The 15,824-nt window shown below is 57.8% G+C and carries 16 protein-coding genes; 10 read left to right on the top strand and 6 right to left on the bottom strand.

Going from position 1 to position 15,824, the window contains the following annotated elements:
• Positions 1 to 229: hypothetical protein (locus ON16_RS16055; protein ID WP_207643783.1), on the top strand; the 229-nt coding region annotated here is incomplete at its 5' end.
• A gap of 53 nt (positions 230 to 282) precedes the next feature.
• Here the strand turns inward: ON16_RS16055 and ON16_RS16230 are convergent.
• Positions 283 to 1,218 carry an Ig-like domain-containing protein gene (locus tag ON16_RS16230; RefSeq protein WP_040659327.1) on the bottom strand — a complete coding sequence of 312 codons (936 nt, stop codon included), beginning with the start codon at positions 1,216 to 1,218 and terminating at the stop codon, positions 283 to 285.
• A 218-nt stretch (positions 1,219 to 1,436) separates the two neighbouring features.
• Here ON16_RS16230 and udk point away from each other — a divergent pair, with 218 nt between their 5' ends.
• Positions 1,437 to 2,054 (top strand): uridine kinase, encoded by a 618-nt coding sequence (gene udk / locus ON16_RS03175; protein ID WP_040659325.1) that lies wholly within the window; start codon positions 1,437 to 1,439, stop codon positions 2,052 to 2,054.
• A 137-nt stretch (positions 2,055 to 2,191) separates the two neighbouring features.
• On the opposite strand, the gene ON16_RS03170 is transcribed toward udk, so the two are convergent.
• The 4 genes from ON16_RS03170 to ON16_RS03155 form a co-directional block, all read right to left on the bottom strand.
• Positions 2,192 to 2,992, bottom strand: coding sequence for a DUF4358 domain-containing protein (locus ON16_RS03170; protein WP_040659324.1), 801 nt, complete (start codon positions 2,990 to 2,992; stop codon positions 2,192 to 2,194).
• Between the two features lie 107 nt (positions 2,993 to 3,099).
• On the bottom strand, positions 3,100 to 3,813 hold the full coding sequence (locus tag ON16_RS03165; protein ID WP_040659321.1) for a hypothetical protein: 714 nt from the start codon (positions 3,811 to 3,813) through the stop codon (positions 3,100 to 3,102).
• Complete coding sequence (locus ON16_RS03160) at positions 3,810 to 4,664, bottom strand: ABC transporter ATP-binding protein (RefSeq protein WP_040659319.1); 855 nt, start codon at positions 4,662 to 4,664, stop codon at positions 3,810 to 3,812. Before ON16_RS03160 ends, ON16_RS03165 begins: the two co-directional genes overlap by 4 nt.
• On the bottom strand, positions 4,654 to 5,025 hold the full coding sequence (locus ON16_RS03155; RefSeq protein ID WP_040659317.1) for a GntR family transcriptional regulator: 372 nt from the start codon (positions 5,023 to 5,025) through the stop codon (positions 4,654 to 4,656). The genes ON16_RS03160 and ON16_RS03155 overlap by 11 nt, the downstream gene beginning before the upstream one ends.
• Positions 5,026 to 5,194: 169 nt before the next feature.
• On the opposite strand from ON16_RS03155, the gene ON16_RS03150 reads away from it, so the two are divergent.
• On the top strand, positions 5,195 to 6,088 hold the full coding sequence (locus tag ON16_RS03150; protein WP_040659315.1) for a LysR family transcriptional regulator: 894 nt from the start codon (positions 5,195 to 5,197) through the stop codon (positions 6,086 to 6,088).
• A 440-nt stretch (positions 6,089 to 6,528) separates the two neighbouring features.
• Here ON16_RS03150 and ON16_RS03145 read toward each other — a convergent pair whose 3' ends face one another.
• Entirely contained in the window at positions 6,529 to 7,947 is a 1,419-nt protein-coding gene (locus ON16_RS03145; RefSeq protein WP_040659314.1) for a S1C family serine protease, read from the bottom strand.
• A gap of 225 nt (positions 7,948 to 8,172) precedes the next feature.
• Between ON16_RS03145 and ON16_RS03140 the strand changes: the two genes are divergently transcribed.
• The 7 genes from ON16_RS03140 (at position 8,173) to pstC (ending at position 15,780) form a co-directional block, all read left to right on the top strand.
• Positions 8,173 to 9,759, top strand: coding sequence for an NAD(P)/FAD-dependent oxidoreductase (locus ON16_RS03140; RefSeq protein ID WP_040659312.1), 1,587 nt, complete (start codon positions 8,173 to 8,175; stop codon positions 9,757 to 9,759).
• 35 nt (positions 9,760 to 9,794) lie between these two features.
• Positions 9,795 to 10,757: a D-2-hydroxyacid dehydrogenase gene (locus ON16_RS03135; protein WP_040659309.1), complete on the top strand. Its 963-nt coding sequence runs from the start codon at positions 9,795 to 9,797 to the stop codon at positions 10,755 to 10,757.
• 2 nt (positions 10,758 to 10,759) lie between these two features.
• Complete coding sequence (locus ON16_RS03130; RefSeq protein WP_040659307.1) at positions 10,760 to 11,938, top strand: iron-containing alcohol dehydrogenase; 1,179 nt, start codon at positions 10,760 to 10,762, stop codon at positions 11,936 to 11,938.
• 133 nt (positions 11,939 to 12,071) lie between these two features.
• Positions 12,072 to 12,701 (top strand): cyclodeaminase/cyclohydrolase family protein, encoded by a 630-nt coding sequence (locus tag ON16_RS03125; protein ID WP_040659305.1) that lies wholly within the window; start codon positions 12,072 to 12,074, stop codon positions 12,699 to 12,701.
• A gap of 14 nt (positions 12,702 to 12,715) precedes the next feature.
• Positions 12,716 to 13,582: a bifunctional 5,10-methylenetetrahydrofolate dehydrogenase/5,10-methenyltetrahydrofolate cyclohydrolase gene (locus ON16_RS03120; protein ID WP_040659303.1), complete on the top strand. Its 867-nt coding sequence runs from the start codon at positions 12,716 to 12,718 to the stop codon at positions 13,580 to 13,582.
• A gap of 279 nt (positions 13,583 to 13,861) precedes the next feature.
• Complete coding sequence (locus tag ON16_RS03115; protein WP_040659301.1) at positions 13,862 to 14,722, top strand: phosphate ABC transporter substrate-binding protein; 861 nt, start codon at positions 13,862 to 13,864, stop codon at positions 14,720 to 14,722.
• 86 nt (positions 14,723 to 14,808) lie between these two features.
• A complete protein-coding gene (gene pstC / locus ON16_RS03110; protein WP_434220984.1) occupies positions 14,809 to 15,780 on the top strand; it encodes a phosphate ABC transporter permease subunit PstC in 972 nt (323 codons plus the stop codon).
• Positions 15,781 to 15,824 lie beyond the last annotated feature (44 nt).

The raw sequence follows: 15,824 nt of genomic DNA, 5'->3' as shown, positions 1-15,824 counted from the left end.
CTGTTTTCGCGCCCTGCCCACCGCGCCCGTGCCAACGGATCTCTACGATGTCTTTCATAAGTCCTGTATCATCCTCTCTAATTTCTGCCGCCAAGGCCTGCGGCGGCTGACCATCAAACATTATAAACCTAACCAATTTAAAATGCAAGTCCTGTGCAAATTGCACAAAAATAATGTGAAATATTTGGCAATCAAATTTTGGACAAAATTTCACACAGTTTTTGGCTAATTAGCTAAAGTGCCCTCCGGTTTTCCCGGAGGGCACTTTGCTCTATCACGAATCTACTTTACGCGGACAATGCAGCTCAGGCTGTTTCCATCGTAAGACATGGTAATGGTTGCTGTCCCCGCAGACACGCCGGTAACCGTTCCGTTTCCACTGACGGTTGCCACGCTGGGATTACTGCTGGACCACGTCTGTGTGGTAGTAATGCCCGTATTTTTCAGTTGGAACGTCTCGCCCACAGGAAGGGTAAAGTCCTCCCGGTTCAGTTTTACCTCGCCGCCAGAGGGTGTGGTCTGTCCGGTAGTTCCGGTGCCGGATGGAGCAGCTGCGCCTCCCTTTACCCGGACGATGCAAAGGCCCTTACCTGAGCCATCAGTGGCATAAACGTTAATCGTTCCGGCGGAGATTGCCGTCACCGTACCGTTTTCATCCACAGAGGCAATACCGTCATCCTCGCTGTACCAAGTATAAGTTCCGCTGCCGCCCGTAGCCTTCAGCTTCACCGTCGGATCGCCCACGGAAATTGTAAAGTCTCCTGTGGAAAGTTTGAGTGTATCCGGCAGGGCCGCGACTTCTTCCACGCTCAACTCGCCATTGCCTGTTCCGGTCCCGGTCCCGGTTTGCGAGGAATCGCCCGGCTCCACAGAGGAATCGCCTGGCTCCAGCGCTCCGGCGCTACCGGATGCGGAAGCGGAGCTGCCGCTTTGAGATTGGGAGGACTGCGACGATGCGGCTCCAGAGTTCCCGCCACTCAGCTTTTCCTTAATGCTGTCGCCAAAGAACAGCCAGCCCAGCATCAGCGCCAGCACCAAAACCACAATCACCAACACCGGCGTTAAAATCCCCGGGTCCTTTCGGGACGAGGACCTTTTTCCGCCCCGTCGGCGGAGCGGGCGGTCGCCTTTCATGGCCTCTTCCTCTTCGCAGAAGGGGCAGTAACGATAAGTATCCGAATATTTCTCCCCGCAGACGGGGCACCGTTTCATAGCCATAAATGTCCTCCTTCTGGATGACAGATGTTTTTATTTGAATTACTTAACATAATACTGACTTTTCTCCCCGCAGTCAATACCGCTCTGCCGAATTTTGTGGAATTACAGTTTTTTCCCTGCTTTTCTCTTGCTTTTAAGGATTGCCGCCTCTATAATATTTCTAAAATAGGAACAGTCGGCCCGCAATACGGAGAACCGCTGTGTAAAGGAGAGACTCCATGGATACGATCCTGATCGGCGTGGCAGGGGGCACCGGCTCCGGCAAAACCACCCTGACCCACCATCTGAAAGACCATTTTGGAGAGGACGTGACCGTCATCGGCCACGACAGCTACTACAAGCGTCAAGAAGGCAAAACTTATGAAGAGCGGGCAAAGCAGAATTACGATCATCCCAGCGCGTTCGACACCGATCTTTTGATCGAGCATCTGAAAGCACTGAAACGGGGCGAGTCCATTCAATGTCCCGTGTACTCTTATAAGGATCACAACCGCACCGACCAGACGGTGACCATCCACCCCGCCAAGGTCATTCTTGTCGAGGGCATTTTAATTTTTCAAAGCCCCATCCTGCGGGACATGTTCGACATCAAAATCTTCGTGGAAACCGACGCGGACGAGCGTATCCTGCGTCGGGCCCTGCGGGACGTGCAGGATCGCGGGCGGAGTCTTGAGTCCGTGGTACACCAATATCTCACAACTGTAAAGCCCATGCACGAGCAGTTTGTGGAACCTTCCCGAAAATACGCGGATATCATCGTGCTGGAGGGCGGACACAATCTGGTGGCGCTGGAAATGATTATGCAGCGCATCCAAAACCACATTGATGAACGCTGAATTCCACGGTGTGGATCTTCTTCTGCAAACAAGGAGTGTTGTGCCAACGGCACAGCACTCCTAGTCCTTTTGCAATGCGATTGTTGGATGTCTTCCGCCTGTTGATGGCTTCCCCCGGCTAGCGGGAAGCCATCGTATTATTTCGTCAAGGCGTTGAAATTGGCTGCAAACGTCTCGTTGCCAGCGCCTACGGCCATGAGAACGTAGTTGCCGTTGACAATCACTTGGGAATGGTTTTTCCACTGGTCCACCGTCTCGGGGTAAAACGCGCCCTGATCCTCGCCCTGCTGCTTGATGCGGGCACGCAGAATTTCAGTGGCGGCCTTGGCGTCCTCGGCGCTGGACAGCTCCAGTGCCGTCACCTCGCAAGCCACGGCGGAGATCATCGCCATGTAGGCCACGGTCTGCTTCGGCTTCAAGGCACTCAGTCCGGGATACACACCATCCATCAAGTCGGAGGTGATCTCCGTCATGCCGGGCGCATCGGTCATCGCGGCAACCGTGTCATTATAGAACTTTTTCAGGTCCACGCTGGTAGCCACGCTGGAAGAACTGCCGGAGCCAGAGGGCTTTTCCGTCCCGGTAGACGGCTTCGAGGTTCCGGTGGAGGGCTTGGTTGTCCCAGTGGAAGGCTTGGATGTACCTGTGGAGGGCTTGGAGGTTCCGGAGGAAGCACCGCCGGAAGGCTTTGCCGTACCGGTCGCCTGATCCTCTGTCTGGGTGGCATCGCCTTCATCCGGCTGGGCATCGGGCTGGGCTTCCGCGTCCTTCTCCGGCTCTTCTTCATCCAAATTTTCGTCCGTGGGTTGAGAGGACACCGCACCGAACTCGGCGGATGAGGAAGATCCCGAACCGGCACCTGTGCTATTACCGCCGCAGGCGGCCAAGGACAGGGCCAGCGTTAGTGCCAAAAGCGCAGAGAGCAGTCGTTTTTTCATTGTGTTTCTCCTCGTTTCAGTAGTTTTCTGAATGGTTAGACGCAATACGGCAAAAAAAGTTCCCGGATAGAGCAGAAAATCCGCCCCATCCGAGAATTGATAAAATTTTATTTTGCCGCAGGCTTGATGACCGCCCGCCGGGCCAGCAGCCATGTCCCCAGCAGGAACACCACCGCCCAGATCAGTAAAAACAAAATCATCGCCCAGACGTTGGTCGTTAGAATACGCAAAGGCCGAATCAGATAGGGAGACAGCCGATACATCAGGTTCGGAAAGCCCACGCTCAGTCCCAAGCCCAGACTCAGTCCCAGAATCCACGCGCCCACCTTATTCACCCGCCAAAAGGCTGTGGTACACAGCATACCAAAGGAACCCATGGCGGCAAAAAGGACAAAGCTCAGCAGCGCCATCATCCCGTACTCTCCGGGCGTCATGACGTAGTTGCCGGAGGTGCTGTACAAAATCTGATATAAATCCGTAACAACAAAGCGTTGACTGCCGTCCGACATAATTTGCAGCAGCGCCGTCAGCACCGTCAGCCCCACAGAGGCTATGGCGAATACCGCTAGATTCCCCAGCAGATTGGCAAGGAATGCGCTGCGGCGGCTCGTGCCCATCTGGTTCCCCAGCCGAAGATCAATGCGGGTTGTCACAATTCCAATGACCAGCGCCCAAATGGCTCCGGTAAGAGAGTTTGCGCCGTTCACCTCCGTCTCTCCAAAGGTGATCGAGAAGAAGGCGCAGATCGCAGCCAAAGCACCCGCCACAATCGCCAGAGCTTTTAAATTGTCCAGCAGCCGATAGCGAAACAGCGTTTTCATACCCGATCCTCCTTTTCCATCAAGGCGATGAAATAGTCCTGTAAATTCAGTCCCGTGATCTCAAGACTCTCCGGGACATTTCCCGCCTCGCCCTCCACAGCGGCAGTCTTCAGTCCGCCGATGGCCGTCTCGTTCAGCACCGGGCGGCCCGCGAGATACGCGTCCACGATTTCGGCAGGGCCGGAGACCGTGAAGGCCCCTGCCGTCAGTTCCTCTACCGGCGCATCCTTTAGAACCCGGCCTTTGCGGAGAATCACCGCCCGCTCCACCATGTACGCCGCCTCATAGATCAGATGCGTGGAAAAGACCACCGTGCAGTTATTTGCCGCATACTTCTCCAAAAGCAGCTTATAAAACATCTCCCGGTGCTGGGCATCCAGTCCCAAAACCGGCTCATCCAGCAGCAGATACGGCGTGTTCGCCGCCAGCGCCAGCACCAGCTTGAAAATGGAACCATAGCCGGTGGAGAGTTTATTGATTTTAGACTTTTGGTTCAGGTCAAACCGCTCCGCCAATTCAACTGCCTCTGCCCCGTCAAAACCGGGATAAAACCGCGCGGCCCAGTCGAAAGCGGTCTTCACCCGCATATCCTCCGGGAACAAATTTGCCTCACTCATCAAAAACAGCCTGCCAAGCGCCCGGTCATTTTCCGTCGCCCGTTCGCCGTCCACCAAAAGTTCCCCCGCTGTGGGGAACATTCGCCCGGAAATCAAGTTCATCAAGGTGGACTTGCCCGCGCCGTTATTGCCCAGCAGCCCGTAGATCTTTCCGCTTTCAAAGGTCATGGACACGTCCTTCAGCGCCTCTGTCTCTCCAAAGCGTTTGGACACATTCTTTATCTCAATCGACATCTCCGTCAAACCCCCTCTCCACCATGCGCACCAGTTCCGTCTCCGTCAGCCCCAGCTGACGGGCCTCGTGCACCATGCTCTGTACAAAATCCTCAAAAAAGCGCTCTCTGCGCTGTCCGCGCAGTTTTTCCCGCGCACCGGACGCCACAAACATCCCGACTCCCCTTTTCTTATACAGCAGTCCCGCATCCACCAGCAGGCTGATGCCTTTCAGCGCAGTGGCGGGATTGATCTTATAAGTTACCGAATACTCCGTGATGGACGGTACCTGCCCCTCCTCCGGATAAGCGCCGGAGAGGATTCCCTCTTCCAGCTGCTGCGCCAGTTGGAGGAAAATGGGCTTTCCCTCATTGAATTCCACGGTGTGCCTCCTCTCCGTGTTGTGGTTAGTTGGTCAAGTGATTAACCGTGTAACTAACATAGCATTGCCTACGAACTTTGTCAAGCGGTTCCTTGAAAAAAGTTTTGATTGCATTTATTATCAGTTTTGCTTATACTGAAATGGTAACATCTACAAGGAGGACAAATCCATGGCGGTGAAACTGGAGCTTTATCGGGTATTTAAGGAAGTGGCGGATGCGGAGAATATTTCCGTGGCTGCAAAAAACCTCTATATTTCCCAATCAGCGGTGAGCCAGTCCATCAAGCAGCTGGAAACAGCCTTGCAGGCCCGGCTGTTCTCCCGCAGTCCCCGGGGCGTGGCCCTGACGGGAGAGGGACAGATGCTGTACGATTATGTGCGCTCCGCGCTGGGACTGCTGGCCACCGGAGAGGACAAACTCTCTCAGGCGCAGCAGCTGCTGCTGGGCACGCTGGTGATCGGTGCCAGCGACACGGTGACGGGTCAGTTTTTAACGCCCTATCTGGACGCATTTCACCGCCAGCATCCCGGCATCCGGCTGAAAATTATCAGCGGTCGAAGCGCCAAGGTTCTGAGCCTTTTGAAATCCGGCGCGGTGGATATCGCCTTTGCCTCCACCCCTGCCGAACGGGAGCATCTGGAGACTTGGGCCTGCTTCCCCACCCACAGCGTTTTTGTGGCGGGCAGCGGATACAACTGCGACTTTGATCATGTATACACCCGGGAGGAAATTGCCGCGTTCCCCCTGATCCTGCTGGAACGCAAGGCCAGCTCCCGCGGCTTTTTGGAGCAGGACTTTCTCCGCTGGGGCGTGACGCTGAACCCAGAGATTGAGCTTTCCTCCCGAGGTCTTTTGGTTACGCTGGCAAAGATTGGGCTGGGCGTGGCGGGCGTCACGCTGGAATTTGTTCAGCAGGCTCTGGACGACGGAGACATCCGGCTTTTGAAGACGGACTTCACTATCCCCGCCCGCAGTGTTGAGATGTGCACCCTTCTGGACGTGGCTCCCACGGCGGCCGCCAGCGCCTTTATGGAGATGGTTCGGGCCGGGACGGACAAGTGAATGTTTGCTCATCCTTTGCGTGAAAACCGACGCACGCAAACATTCCTTCTTTCCCACGCGAATTTGTCCGGCCGATATTTGACCGCAGTGCAAAAGCAGGGAGGTCACCGTTTTTTAACGGTGACCTCCCTGCTTTTTTGATACTCGAAATTTCTTTCGGGCGAAGTTTTTCCCCCGCTGACTCCGAATGGGCAGCCCGTCCCTTCCAAAGTCAACAATTTTGTTCAGCATCTATGGACTCAAAATGAGTCTTGCTATCCTCCGTGCATCGGCCGCAGACAGTTTTGGCTTTTCGCAGCGATTGCCGCGAACCGTCCTCCGATGCGCAGAGGTCATTTTTTCGGGGTTCGACGGGGCTTCCCCCATCTCCCATGTCAACAGTTGCGCCGTTTTCCCTAAAAACCGGATTGCAAATCAGTTTTTTCCGCTCTGCCCGGGAATCAGGCCGCAGGGACGTTGCCCTGACTGCCCTGCCCGTTCTGACTGCCGCCAAAGCCGTTGTTGAAGAAATAGTTGAACAGGTCGTTCATGCTGCCGTTTCCGTAGTAGCTGTTGCCGTTGTTGTTCTGGGTATTCTCCTGCGTATTCTGCTGAGTGTTTTCCTGCGTCTCCGTCTTCTGGCTGGCAGGCACGCTGCCCCAAGTGACCTTCACGGTCTGGGTTTTGCCGTCCCGGTAAACGGTGAAGGTGGAGGTATCTCCGGCGGAGTAGGCCTTCTTTGCGGCCACCAAATCCTCGGAAGATGTAATCTCGGTGTCATCCAGCTTGGTGATCACGTCGCCCATCTTCAGGCCCGCCTGATCGGCGGCACTGCCGTCCTCCACAGAGTAGATGAACACACCCTGAGAGATATCATAGCGGTACTGGGCCGCCATCTGGGCAGTCAAAGTTCCCTGAGTCACGCCGAGGTACGGCTTGTTGGTGACATAGCCGTTGGTCATAATATCCTGAATCATCGCCAGCACGTCGTTCATGGGAATTGCGAAGCCCAAGCCCTCTACCGTCTCGCTGGAATAAGAGGAATACTTGGCGGAGACAATGCCCACTACCTCGCCGTATTGATTGAACAGCGGACCGCCGGAGTTGCCAGGGTTGATAGAGGTATCGGTCTGGATCATGTTGAAGGGCGTGCCGTCCACATTGATGGCCCGGTTCACGCTGGAAACCATGCCGCCGCTCATGGAGAAGGTCAGTTCGCCCAAGGGATTGCCCACCGCCAATACATGGTCGCCCACGTTCAGTGTATCGCTGTCTCCCAAGGTCACGGGCTGGAGGCCGGTGGCGGTGATCTTCAGCACCGCGATGTCGTAATCCTCGTCGCTGCCGATGACGGCTGCGTCATAAGTATCGCCGTTATAGAGGGTCACCTTCACCGCGTCGGTATCCGCGATGACATGGCGATTTGTAACGATATAACCGTCGGCTGTGAGGATAAAGCCGGAACCGGCGGAGGCCGACTGCACCTGCTGTCCAAAATAATTGGTGGTAGAGGTGGAGTTGATGGAAACCACGGAATTGACATTTGCGGCATAGAGCTCCGCATCGGTCATGGCGTTCTTGCCATCCACTGTCTTCAGGGCAACAGCGGTGGCGGGACGGCTGGAGATGTTTACGCTGGTGGAACTTCCGCTCCCGGAAACGCCCCACATGACACCCGCGCCCGCCGCGCCGCCCAACAGCGCACAGCTCAGGGCCAGAGCCACGATCTTTGCCCCGCCGCGCTTCTTGTTCTGCTTTTTTCCGGAATCGCCCTCCCAGGGCTCCCGGTATGCGGCCTCTACCACCGGGGGGGTGTTCCGAGGCTCGCTGCCGTCCTTGCGGTACGTATAATGGTACAGGTTGTTTTCATCGTTATACATGTTTGTTTCCTCCTGATGTATATTCGTTGTCCTCGCTCACCCGTTCCATTTCCATGTGGACGAGTATAGCGGAGAAGCGTGTCAAAATTATGAACAGGTTCTGAAAAGATTTTGAACGATTGAACGAGGCGATTTCCATATCGTGTAAGGCACTTCTTTCTTGCACCTTTGACCGAAGTATAGTATGCTTAACTTAAAAACAACTTTAAAAAGGATGAACAAACTGTGATTAAAATAGAAGGACTGAAGCAGCGACCCGGACGGGGTCCCCGCGATCTGGTGCGGGAGGCCGCCCGTATGCTCCGTTTGTCGGAAAATGAAATTAAAACGCTGCACGTTTTGCGTCGCAGCGTGGACGCGCGGGAGGATGTGGAGCTGGTCTACACCGTGGCTGTGGAAGTGACAGATGAGGAAAAACGGCTGCGCCGTCTCCACAGTAAGAAGGTATCCCGCTATGTCCCCGTCCCGGCTTATACACCGCCAAAATCCGTGACGCCGCCGGAACTTCCCCCCGTGGTCGTGGGCGCGGGTCCTGCGGGACTGTTTGCCGCGCTGACGCTGGCGCGCGCCGGGGCAAAGCCCATTCTGCTGGAGCGGGGCAGGCCGGTGGAGCAGCGACAGGCGGACGTGGAGCGGTTTTTCCAGACCGGCGAGCTGGACACAGCCTCCAACGTCCAGTTTGGCGAGGGCGGCGCGGGTGCTTTTTCCGATGGAAAGCTGAATACCGGCACCAAGGACCCCCGCCACCGCTTCATTTTGGAGACGCTGGTTGCCTGCGGCGCGCCGGAAGACATTTTGGTGGACGCCAAGCCCCATGTGGGCACGGACATGCTCCACGTCGCGCTGATAAATCTGCGCAAGGAACTTCTGGATTTGGGAACGGACATCCGGTTCGGGTCCCGGCTGACCGGTCTGCGGACCGAGGACGGCGCACTTGCCGAAATCACCGTGGAGGGGCCAGAGGGAAGCCGCACCCTCCCCTGTCGGCAATTGCTTCTGGCGGTGGGACACTCCGCCAGGGACACCTTTGAAACGCTCTGCGCCGCTGGCGTTCCCATGGAGGCCAAACCCTTTGCCGTGGGCGTGCGCATCGAGCATCTGCAAGCGGACATGGACGCGGTACAATATAAGAAGTATGCGGGCCATCCCGGCCTGCCCGTATCTTCCTACAAACTCTCCTGCCACCTGCCAAACGGACGGTCGGCCTACTCCTTCTGCGTCTGCCCCGGCGGCGACGTGGTCGCCGCCGCGTCGGAGGAAAATCGGGTGGTCACCAACGGCATGAGCCGCTTTGCCCGGGATGGGAAGAACATCAACGGCGGCTTTCTCGTCAACGTCACACCCGAGGACTTTGGCGGGGACACCCCCCTTTCCGGCGTGGAATTCCAGCGGAAGCTGGAGGAAGCCGCCTTCCACGCGGGCGGCGGCGGTTACCGCGCCCCCGCCCAGCGGGTGGAGGATTTTCTGGAAAACCGGCCTTCCACCGGTCCCGGTAAGGTAACGCCCACCTACCGCCCCGGCGTGAAGTGGACCAACCTGCGGGAGTGCCTGCCGGACTTTATCTGTGACACGCTGGCGCAGGCTCTGCCTCTGCTCGATCAAAAACTCCGGGGCTATGCTGCAGCCGACGCGGTCTTAACCGCCGTGGAAAGCCGCAGTTCTTCCCCCGTTCGTCTTCCCCGGGACGAGACGTGCCAGAGCGCGCTGCGGGGACTATATCCCTGCGGTGAGGGAGCCGGATACGCCGGCGGTATTCTCTCCGCAGCGGCGGACGGAATGCGATGCGCCGAAAAAATTATCGAAACGCTGTAACACTATTTAACTATTTATTTATAGGAGGAATCACTATGAGCCGTACCATCTGTGTCGTCAATGAATTTATTACCGAAGCCCACAAAGAGCAGATCAACGCCGTGGCGGAAAAACACGGATTTTCCGTCCGCTACTATCTCAGCAAGAAAGACGCCGCCGGGCAGATTGCCGACTGCGAGGTGCTGTTCGGCCACTGGCGCTCCCTTCTGAAAGAAGCCCCGGATTTGAAGTGGTACTGCTGCTCCTATGCGGGAGTGGACCCCTATCAGCCGCCGTTTCACTTTCCTGAGGGCGTGATGCTGACCAACTCCTCGGGCGCTTACGGCGTTACCATCGCGGAGCACATTCTGATGGTCACCCTGATGCTCCAGCGGAAGATGCCGGAATACGGTGAAATTGTCCGAAACCACGGCTGGACCAACGATCTGCCCGTCCGCTCCATACAGGGCAGCCGCCTGACCATGCTGGGCACCGGCGACATCGGCACCACCTTTGCAAAACGAGCCAAGGCCCTGTGCCCTGCCAGCATTACCGGCGTGAACCGCAGTGGGAAAACGCCGGACGAGGTCTATGACCGGGTCGTCCCCATGACAGAGTTGGACAGCGTTTTGCCGGAAACGGACATTCTTGTCATGTCCCTGCCCTCCACGCCGGAAACCATCGGCATTATGACCAAGGCCCGTATCGGCCTTCTGTCCGCGGACTCCATTCTGGTGAACGTGGGCCGGGGCACCGCAGTGGATCAAGAGGCGCTGATGGACGCGCTGAACAGCGGAAAGCTGGCAGGCGCGGCGCTGGACGTGATGGTTCCCGAGCCTCTGCCCGCCGACCATCCCCTGTGGAACGCGAAAAATCTGGTCCTCACGCCCCATGTGGCGGGCAACATGACGCTGGGCTACACCTGCGATAAAACCGTCTCCATGTTCTGCGAGAATTTGGAGAACTACGCGCAGGGTAAGCCTCTGAACCATCTGGTAGACTTGAAAAGAGGATATTGAGCATGGAGAATTTTACATTCTATTCCCCTACGCTGTTTGCCTTTGGCGACAGGGAAGAGCGCCGCGTGGGTGAGCTGACCCGCCGCTTTGGCGGCACAAAGGCTCTGCTTGTCACCGGCGGCGGGTCCGTGAAACGGAACGGGGCCTATGACGCGGTAACGGCCTCCCTGAAGGAGGCGGGCATCCCCTTTGCGGAGCTTTCCGGCGTACAGGCCAATCCCCGCAGCGGCAAGGTCTACGAGGGCATTGCCCTTTGCCGCGCAGAGGGCGCGGATTTCGTGCTGGCCCTTGGCGGCGGCTCCGTGATTGACACGGCGAAGGCCATCGCCATGGGCGCGGGATACGACGGAGACTTCTGGGATTTCTTCACCGGAAAAGCCTCCATTTCCAGCGTCCTGCCGGTGGGCGTGGTGCTCACCATCGCGGCGGCGGGGTCCGAGGGATCCGACAGCTGCGTCATCACACTGGAGGAGGGCAACCTAAAATGGGGCTGCCCCAAATCGGATCTGATCCGCCCCCGGTTTTCCGTTTTGAATCCGCGCTACACCTGCTCTCTTCCGCCCTATCAGACTGCCAGCGGAGCAACCGACATGATCGCCCATATCTGTGAGCGGTATTTTACCAACACGGCGGATGTTGAGGTCACCGACCGGCTGTCTGAGGCGCTGATGAAAACCATTGTCTCCGCCGCACCCAAGGCGCTGGAAAACCCCGGCGACTATGCCGCCCGGGCAGAGCTGATGTGGGCGGGAATGCTGGCTCACAACAACTCCTGCGGCGTGGGCCGGGTTCAGGATTGGGCCAGCCATCAGATTGAGCACGAGCTTTCCGCGTTTTATGACTGCGCCCACGGCGCGGGTCTTGCGGTGGTGATGCCCGCATGGATGGAATACGTTCTGCCCCACAACGTCGCCCGGTTCGCCCAGTTTGCTGTCCGGGTATGGGACTGCGATATGGACTTTGCCCATCCCGAGCTGACCGCCAAGGAGGGCATCGCCCGGTTCCGGGCATTTTTGAAATCCATGGGAATGCCCGCGACGCTTTCGGAGATTGGCGCGAAGGCGGAGGACATCCCCGCCATGACCGCCCACCGGGCAGAAAAGCCCAACGGCTTCCCCTTTGGCAATTTCGTAAAAATCAATCCCGAGGATATGACCGCCATTCTCCATCTGGCGGAGTAATCCGGTTCGCCGCGCCGATCTTCCCCATGCTGTTCCTTGATGGACGGCTCTGCCGTCCGGCTTGATTCTGATCGCAATTAGAAGCATATAGACATCCCGCGCAAGCTCATAAAACCAGAACGGAGGAAGTCAAATGGCTGAAAAACTGATCAAACAAACCTGTGAGGGGTTCGCGTCGGCTCTGGCATCCAAGTCTCCGGTCCCCGGTGGAGGCGGTGCGGCGGCGCTGGTAGGCGCGCTGGGGGCGGCTCTTTGCTCCATGGCGGGCAATCTGACGCTGGGCCGAAAAAAATACGCCGCCGTGGAACCCGATATCCGGGTGCTGCTGGAAAAAGGCGAAGCGGTACGCGAGCGGCTGCTGGAACTGGTGGACGAGGACGCGGCTGCGTTTGAGCCGCTGTCCAGAGCCTATTCCATCCCAAAGGACGACCCCACCCACGATGCTGTTTTAGAAGACGCCACCAAGCGGGCCTGCGCCGCGCCCATGGAGATGCTGGAGCAATGTGCCAAGGCAGTGGAGCTTCTGGAGGAAATGCTGAAAAAGGGCAGCGTTATGCTGGTATCGGATGTGGGCTGCGGAGCGGTATGCTGCAAGGCGGCGCTGGAGTGCGCCGCGCTGAACGTGTATATCAACACGAAAGCGTTGAAAAACCGGGTTGTGGCGGAGGCTCTGGAACATCGAACCGACGGAATTTTGGAGGAATATTGTCCCCGGGCGGCTGCCGTCGCCGAAGAGGTGACGGCCCAGCTGCGGGGTAAATGAGGGGGAACGAGACGATGGCAACGATTTTGAGCGGCAAAGAGGTTGCAGCCAGTCTGAGCGAGCGCCTGACGGCGCAAGCGGCCCGGCTGGCCCAACACGGTGTGACACCCACGCTTGCAATTTTGCGGGTTGGAGAGCGGCCGGACGATCTGGCCTATGAACGGGGCGCGGTAAAGCGCTGTGAAAAGCTGGGCGTTAACGTCCGAAAGCTGACGCTGGACGCCGCGTGCACACAGGAAGATCTGATGGGCGCAATCCAAACGGTCAACGAGGATGCGGGCATCCACGGCTGTCTGATGCTGCGGCCTTTACCCAAAAATTTAGACGAGCACGCAGCCTGCGAGGCGCTGCGCCCGGAAAAGGATGTAGACTGCATTACCAGCGGGTCCCTTTCCCGCGTATTCACGGGAAAGGGCGCGGGCTATCCGCCCTGCACCGCGCAGGCGTGCGTCGAGATTCTGGACCATTATCACTGTGTTTTAGACGGACAAAAGGTCGTTGTGGTGGGGCGGAGCTTGGTGATTGGAAAACCGGCCGCCATGCTGCTGCTGGCGCGCAACGCCACGGTCACCATCTGCCACACTCACACCCGGAATCTGGCGGAGGAGTGCCAGAAGGCGGACGTACTGATCGTGGCTGCCGGAAAGGCCGGAGCCGTGGACGGCAGCTGCGTCTCCCGCGGGCAGGTCGTCATTGATGTGGGTATCCACGTCAGCGCAGACGGAACTATGTGCGGCGATGTGGATTTTCCCAGTGTGGAACCTTTGGCGGGAGCGGTCACGCCGGTCCCCGGCGGCGTTGGAACAGTCACCTCCACCGTGCTTGCGGGTCATGTGATTGAGGCCGCCGCCAAAGCCGCAGGAGTAAAACTGGAGCCGTAACTTTGTAAAATCCTCCATGGAACATGTGAAGAAATTTGAAAAGCAGTCCCTCGGCATGTACGCCGGGGGACTGCTTTTGTTAAAAAGCTCAGTAAAATGAAGACGATTTCACAGGAAATGAAAAGCATTTGAATTAGCCGACAGAGTTTGTGTAAAATTCTCCATTTTACAAATACTTTACACAGGTATGGTAACGGTTTTGATGTAAGAGCAGGTATACTGAGGGTACATCAAGGGAATATCAAACAATTAACGAAAAAGCAAAAGGAGATTATTGAGATGAAAAAAGCAATGAGTCTGTTTCTTGCATTGGGTATGACCGCCGCCCTTCTGGCTGGCTGCGGCAACAATAATTCCGCCCCCGCCGCGTCCTCCGGCACTGCGGCTTCCACCGGCGGCGCATTGAGCGGCACCGTTTCTACCAACGGCTCCACTTCCATGGAAAAGGTGATCGGCGTACTCAGCGAGCAGTTTATGGCGGACAATTCCGGCGTGACCGTCAGCTATGACCCCACCGGTTCCGGCGCGGGCATTGAGGCCGTCAGCAACGGGACCTGCGACATCGGCTTGGCCTCCCGCGGTTTGAAGGACAGCGAGGCGGGCCTCACTGCCACCACCGTGGCGCTGGACGGCATCGCCGTCATCGTCAACGCGAACAGCAAGGTGGAGGATTTGACCGTCGATCAGATCGCTCAGCTGTTCACCGGTACCGTCACCGACTGGTCCGCCGTGGGCGGAGACGCGGGCGCTGTGGCCTGCATTGGCCGTGAGTCCGGCTCCGGCACCCGGGATGGCTTTGAGTCCATCACCGGCACTGCCGACGCCTGCGTCCTCTCTCAGGAGTTGACCTCCACCGGCGCGGTCATTGAGGCCGTGAAAAACAACCCCAGCGCCATCGGTTACGCGTCTCTCTCCGCAGTAGAGGGGCAGGACGGCATCAAGGCTGTTACCGTGAGCGGCGTTGCCTGCACGGAGGAGACGGTTCTGGACGGCAGCTATGCCATTCAGCGGCCCTTCGTTCTGGTGACCAAGGAGGGCGCCACCCTCTCCGCCGCGACGCAGGCCTTCTTTGACTTCGCAACCTCCACCGCCGCCAACGACCTCATCCGGGCCGCCGGCGCTGTGCCCGCCGCGAAATAAACCCTCCCTCTAAAAACGATTTCGCCTCTCGCCGGTGCGCCCCCGCTCCATTGGGCGGGGGCTGTCCGGCTGGAAAGGAGCGCATTTTGGAATACGGTTCATCTGAAAACATGGCCGCTCCCCTGCCGGAGCGCGCCGCGAACGCCGCCGCGGTATCCTCTCCCGCACCGGCTAAAAAGACCGGTGGGAAAAAGCCGCTGGAGGTGGTCATGCACACATTGTTTCTGCTGTGCGGCATTTTGGCTGTTGGGTTTGTGCTAGTCATCAGCGTCTATCTGATTGTCTCCGGCGTTCCCGCCATCCGGCAGATCGGCCTTTGGGACTTTCTCACCGGGCAGGTCTGGGAGCCTGCCACCACCACGCGGGAGCCGTCGTTCGGTATTCTGCCCTTCATCCTCACCTCGGTATACGGCACCGCGGGCGCCATTCTGATCGGCGTTCCCGTGGGGCTGTTCACGGCGCTGTTCCTCTCCAAGGTCGCGCCGCCCAAGGTGGCTAAGGTCATTCGCGGGGCGGTGGAGCTGCTGGCGGGCATTCCGTCGGTAGTATACGGTTTAGTGGGTATGATCGTGCTGGTTCCCGCCATCCAACGGGCGTTTTCCCTCAGCTCCGGCGCATGTCTGCTGGCGGCGATTGTGGTGTTGGCGGTGATGATCCTGCCCTCCATCGTCAATGTGTCCGAGACAGCCATCAACGCCGTCCCCAAGGAGTATGAAGAAGCGTCGCTGGCACTGGGAGCCACGAAGATGGAGACGATCTTTCGCGTCACTCTCCCCGCCGCCCGCAGCGGCGTGGCTGCGGCGGTGGTGCTGGGCGTGGGCCGCGCCATCGGCGAAGCCATGGCCATCGTCATGGTAGCGGGCAACGTCTCCAATATGCCGAGCCTTTTGACCGGCGTTCGCTTCTTGACCACCGCCATCACCTCCGGCATGAGCTATGCCGCGGTGGGAAGCCTGTATCAGCAGTCTCTATTTTCCATCGGACTGGTGTTGTTTTTGTTCATCATGCTGATCAATGCGATTTTGAACCTGTTCATCAAGAGGAAGAAGGAGGGGTAAGCTGTGGAAAAACTGTCTTCCCGCCGTCTGTTCTATGACCGCAC

This window comes from Oscillibacter ruminantium GH1 (genome assembly GCF_000307265.1).
Taxonomy (GTDB): domain Bacteria; phylum Bacillota; class Clostridia; order Oscillospirales; family Oscillospiraceae; genus Oscillibacter; species Oscillibacter ruminantium.
The sequence above is the reverse complement of the archived record's forward strand: the minus strand, read 5'-3'. Positions and strand labels throughout refer to the sequence as shown.

Excerpts from the sequence above, each read along its gene's own strand:
- ON16_RS03165 (WP_040659321.1), bottom strand. The coding sequence starts at position 3,813 with ATGAAAACGCTGTTTCGCTATCGGCTGCTGGACAATTTAAAAGCTCTG.
- ON16_RS16230 (WP_040659327.1), bottom strand. The coding sequence starts at position 1,218 with ATGGCTATGAAACGGTGCCCCGTCTGCGGGGAGAAATATTCGGATACT.
- ON16_RS03145 (WP_040659314.1), bottom strand. The coding sequence starts at position 7,947 with ATGTATAACGATGAAAACAACCTGTACCATTATACGTACCGCAAGGAC.
- ON16_RS03125 (WP_040659305.1), top strand. The coding sequence starts at position 12,072 with ATGGCTGAAAAACTGATCAAACAAACCTGTGAGGGGTTCGCGTCGGCT.
- ON16_RS03115 (WP_040659301.1), top strand. The coding sequence starts at position 13,862 with ATGAAAAAAGCAATGAGTCTGTTTCTTGCATTGGGTATGACCGCCGCC.
- ON16_RS03135 (WP_040659309.1), top strand. The coding sequence starts at position 9,795 with ATGAGCCGTACCATCTGTGTCGTCAATGAATTTATTACCGAAGCCCAC.
- ON16_RS03150 (WP_040659315.1), top strand. The coding sequence starts at position 5,195 with ATGGCGGTGAAACTGGAGCTTTATCGGGTATTTAAGGAAGTGGCGGAT.
- udk (WP_040659325.1), top strand. The coding sequence starts at position 1,437 with ATGGATACGATCCTGATCGGCGTGGCAGGGGGCACCGGCTCCGGCAAA.
- ON16_RS03120 (WP_040659303.1), top strand. The coding sequence starts at position 12,716 with ATGGCAACGATTTTGAGCGGCAAAGAGGTTGCAGCCAGTCTGAGCGAG.
- ON16_RS03160 (WP_040659319.1), bottom strand. The coding sequence starts at position 4,664 with ATGTCGATTGAGATAAAGAATGTGTCCAAACGCTTTGGAGAGACAGAG.
- ON16_RS03170 (WP_040659324.1), bottom strand. The coding sequence starts at position 2,992 with ATGAAAAAACGACTGCTCTCTGCGCTTTTGGCACTAACGCTGGCCCTG.
- ON16_RS03130 (WP_040659307.1), top strand. The coding sequence starts at position 10,760 with ATGGAGAATTTTACATTCTATTCCCCTACGCTGTTTGCCTTTGGCGAC.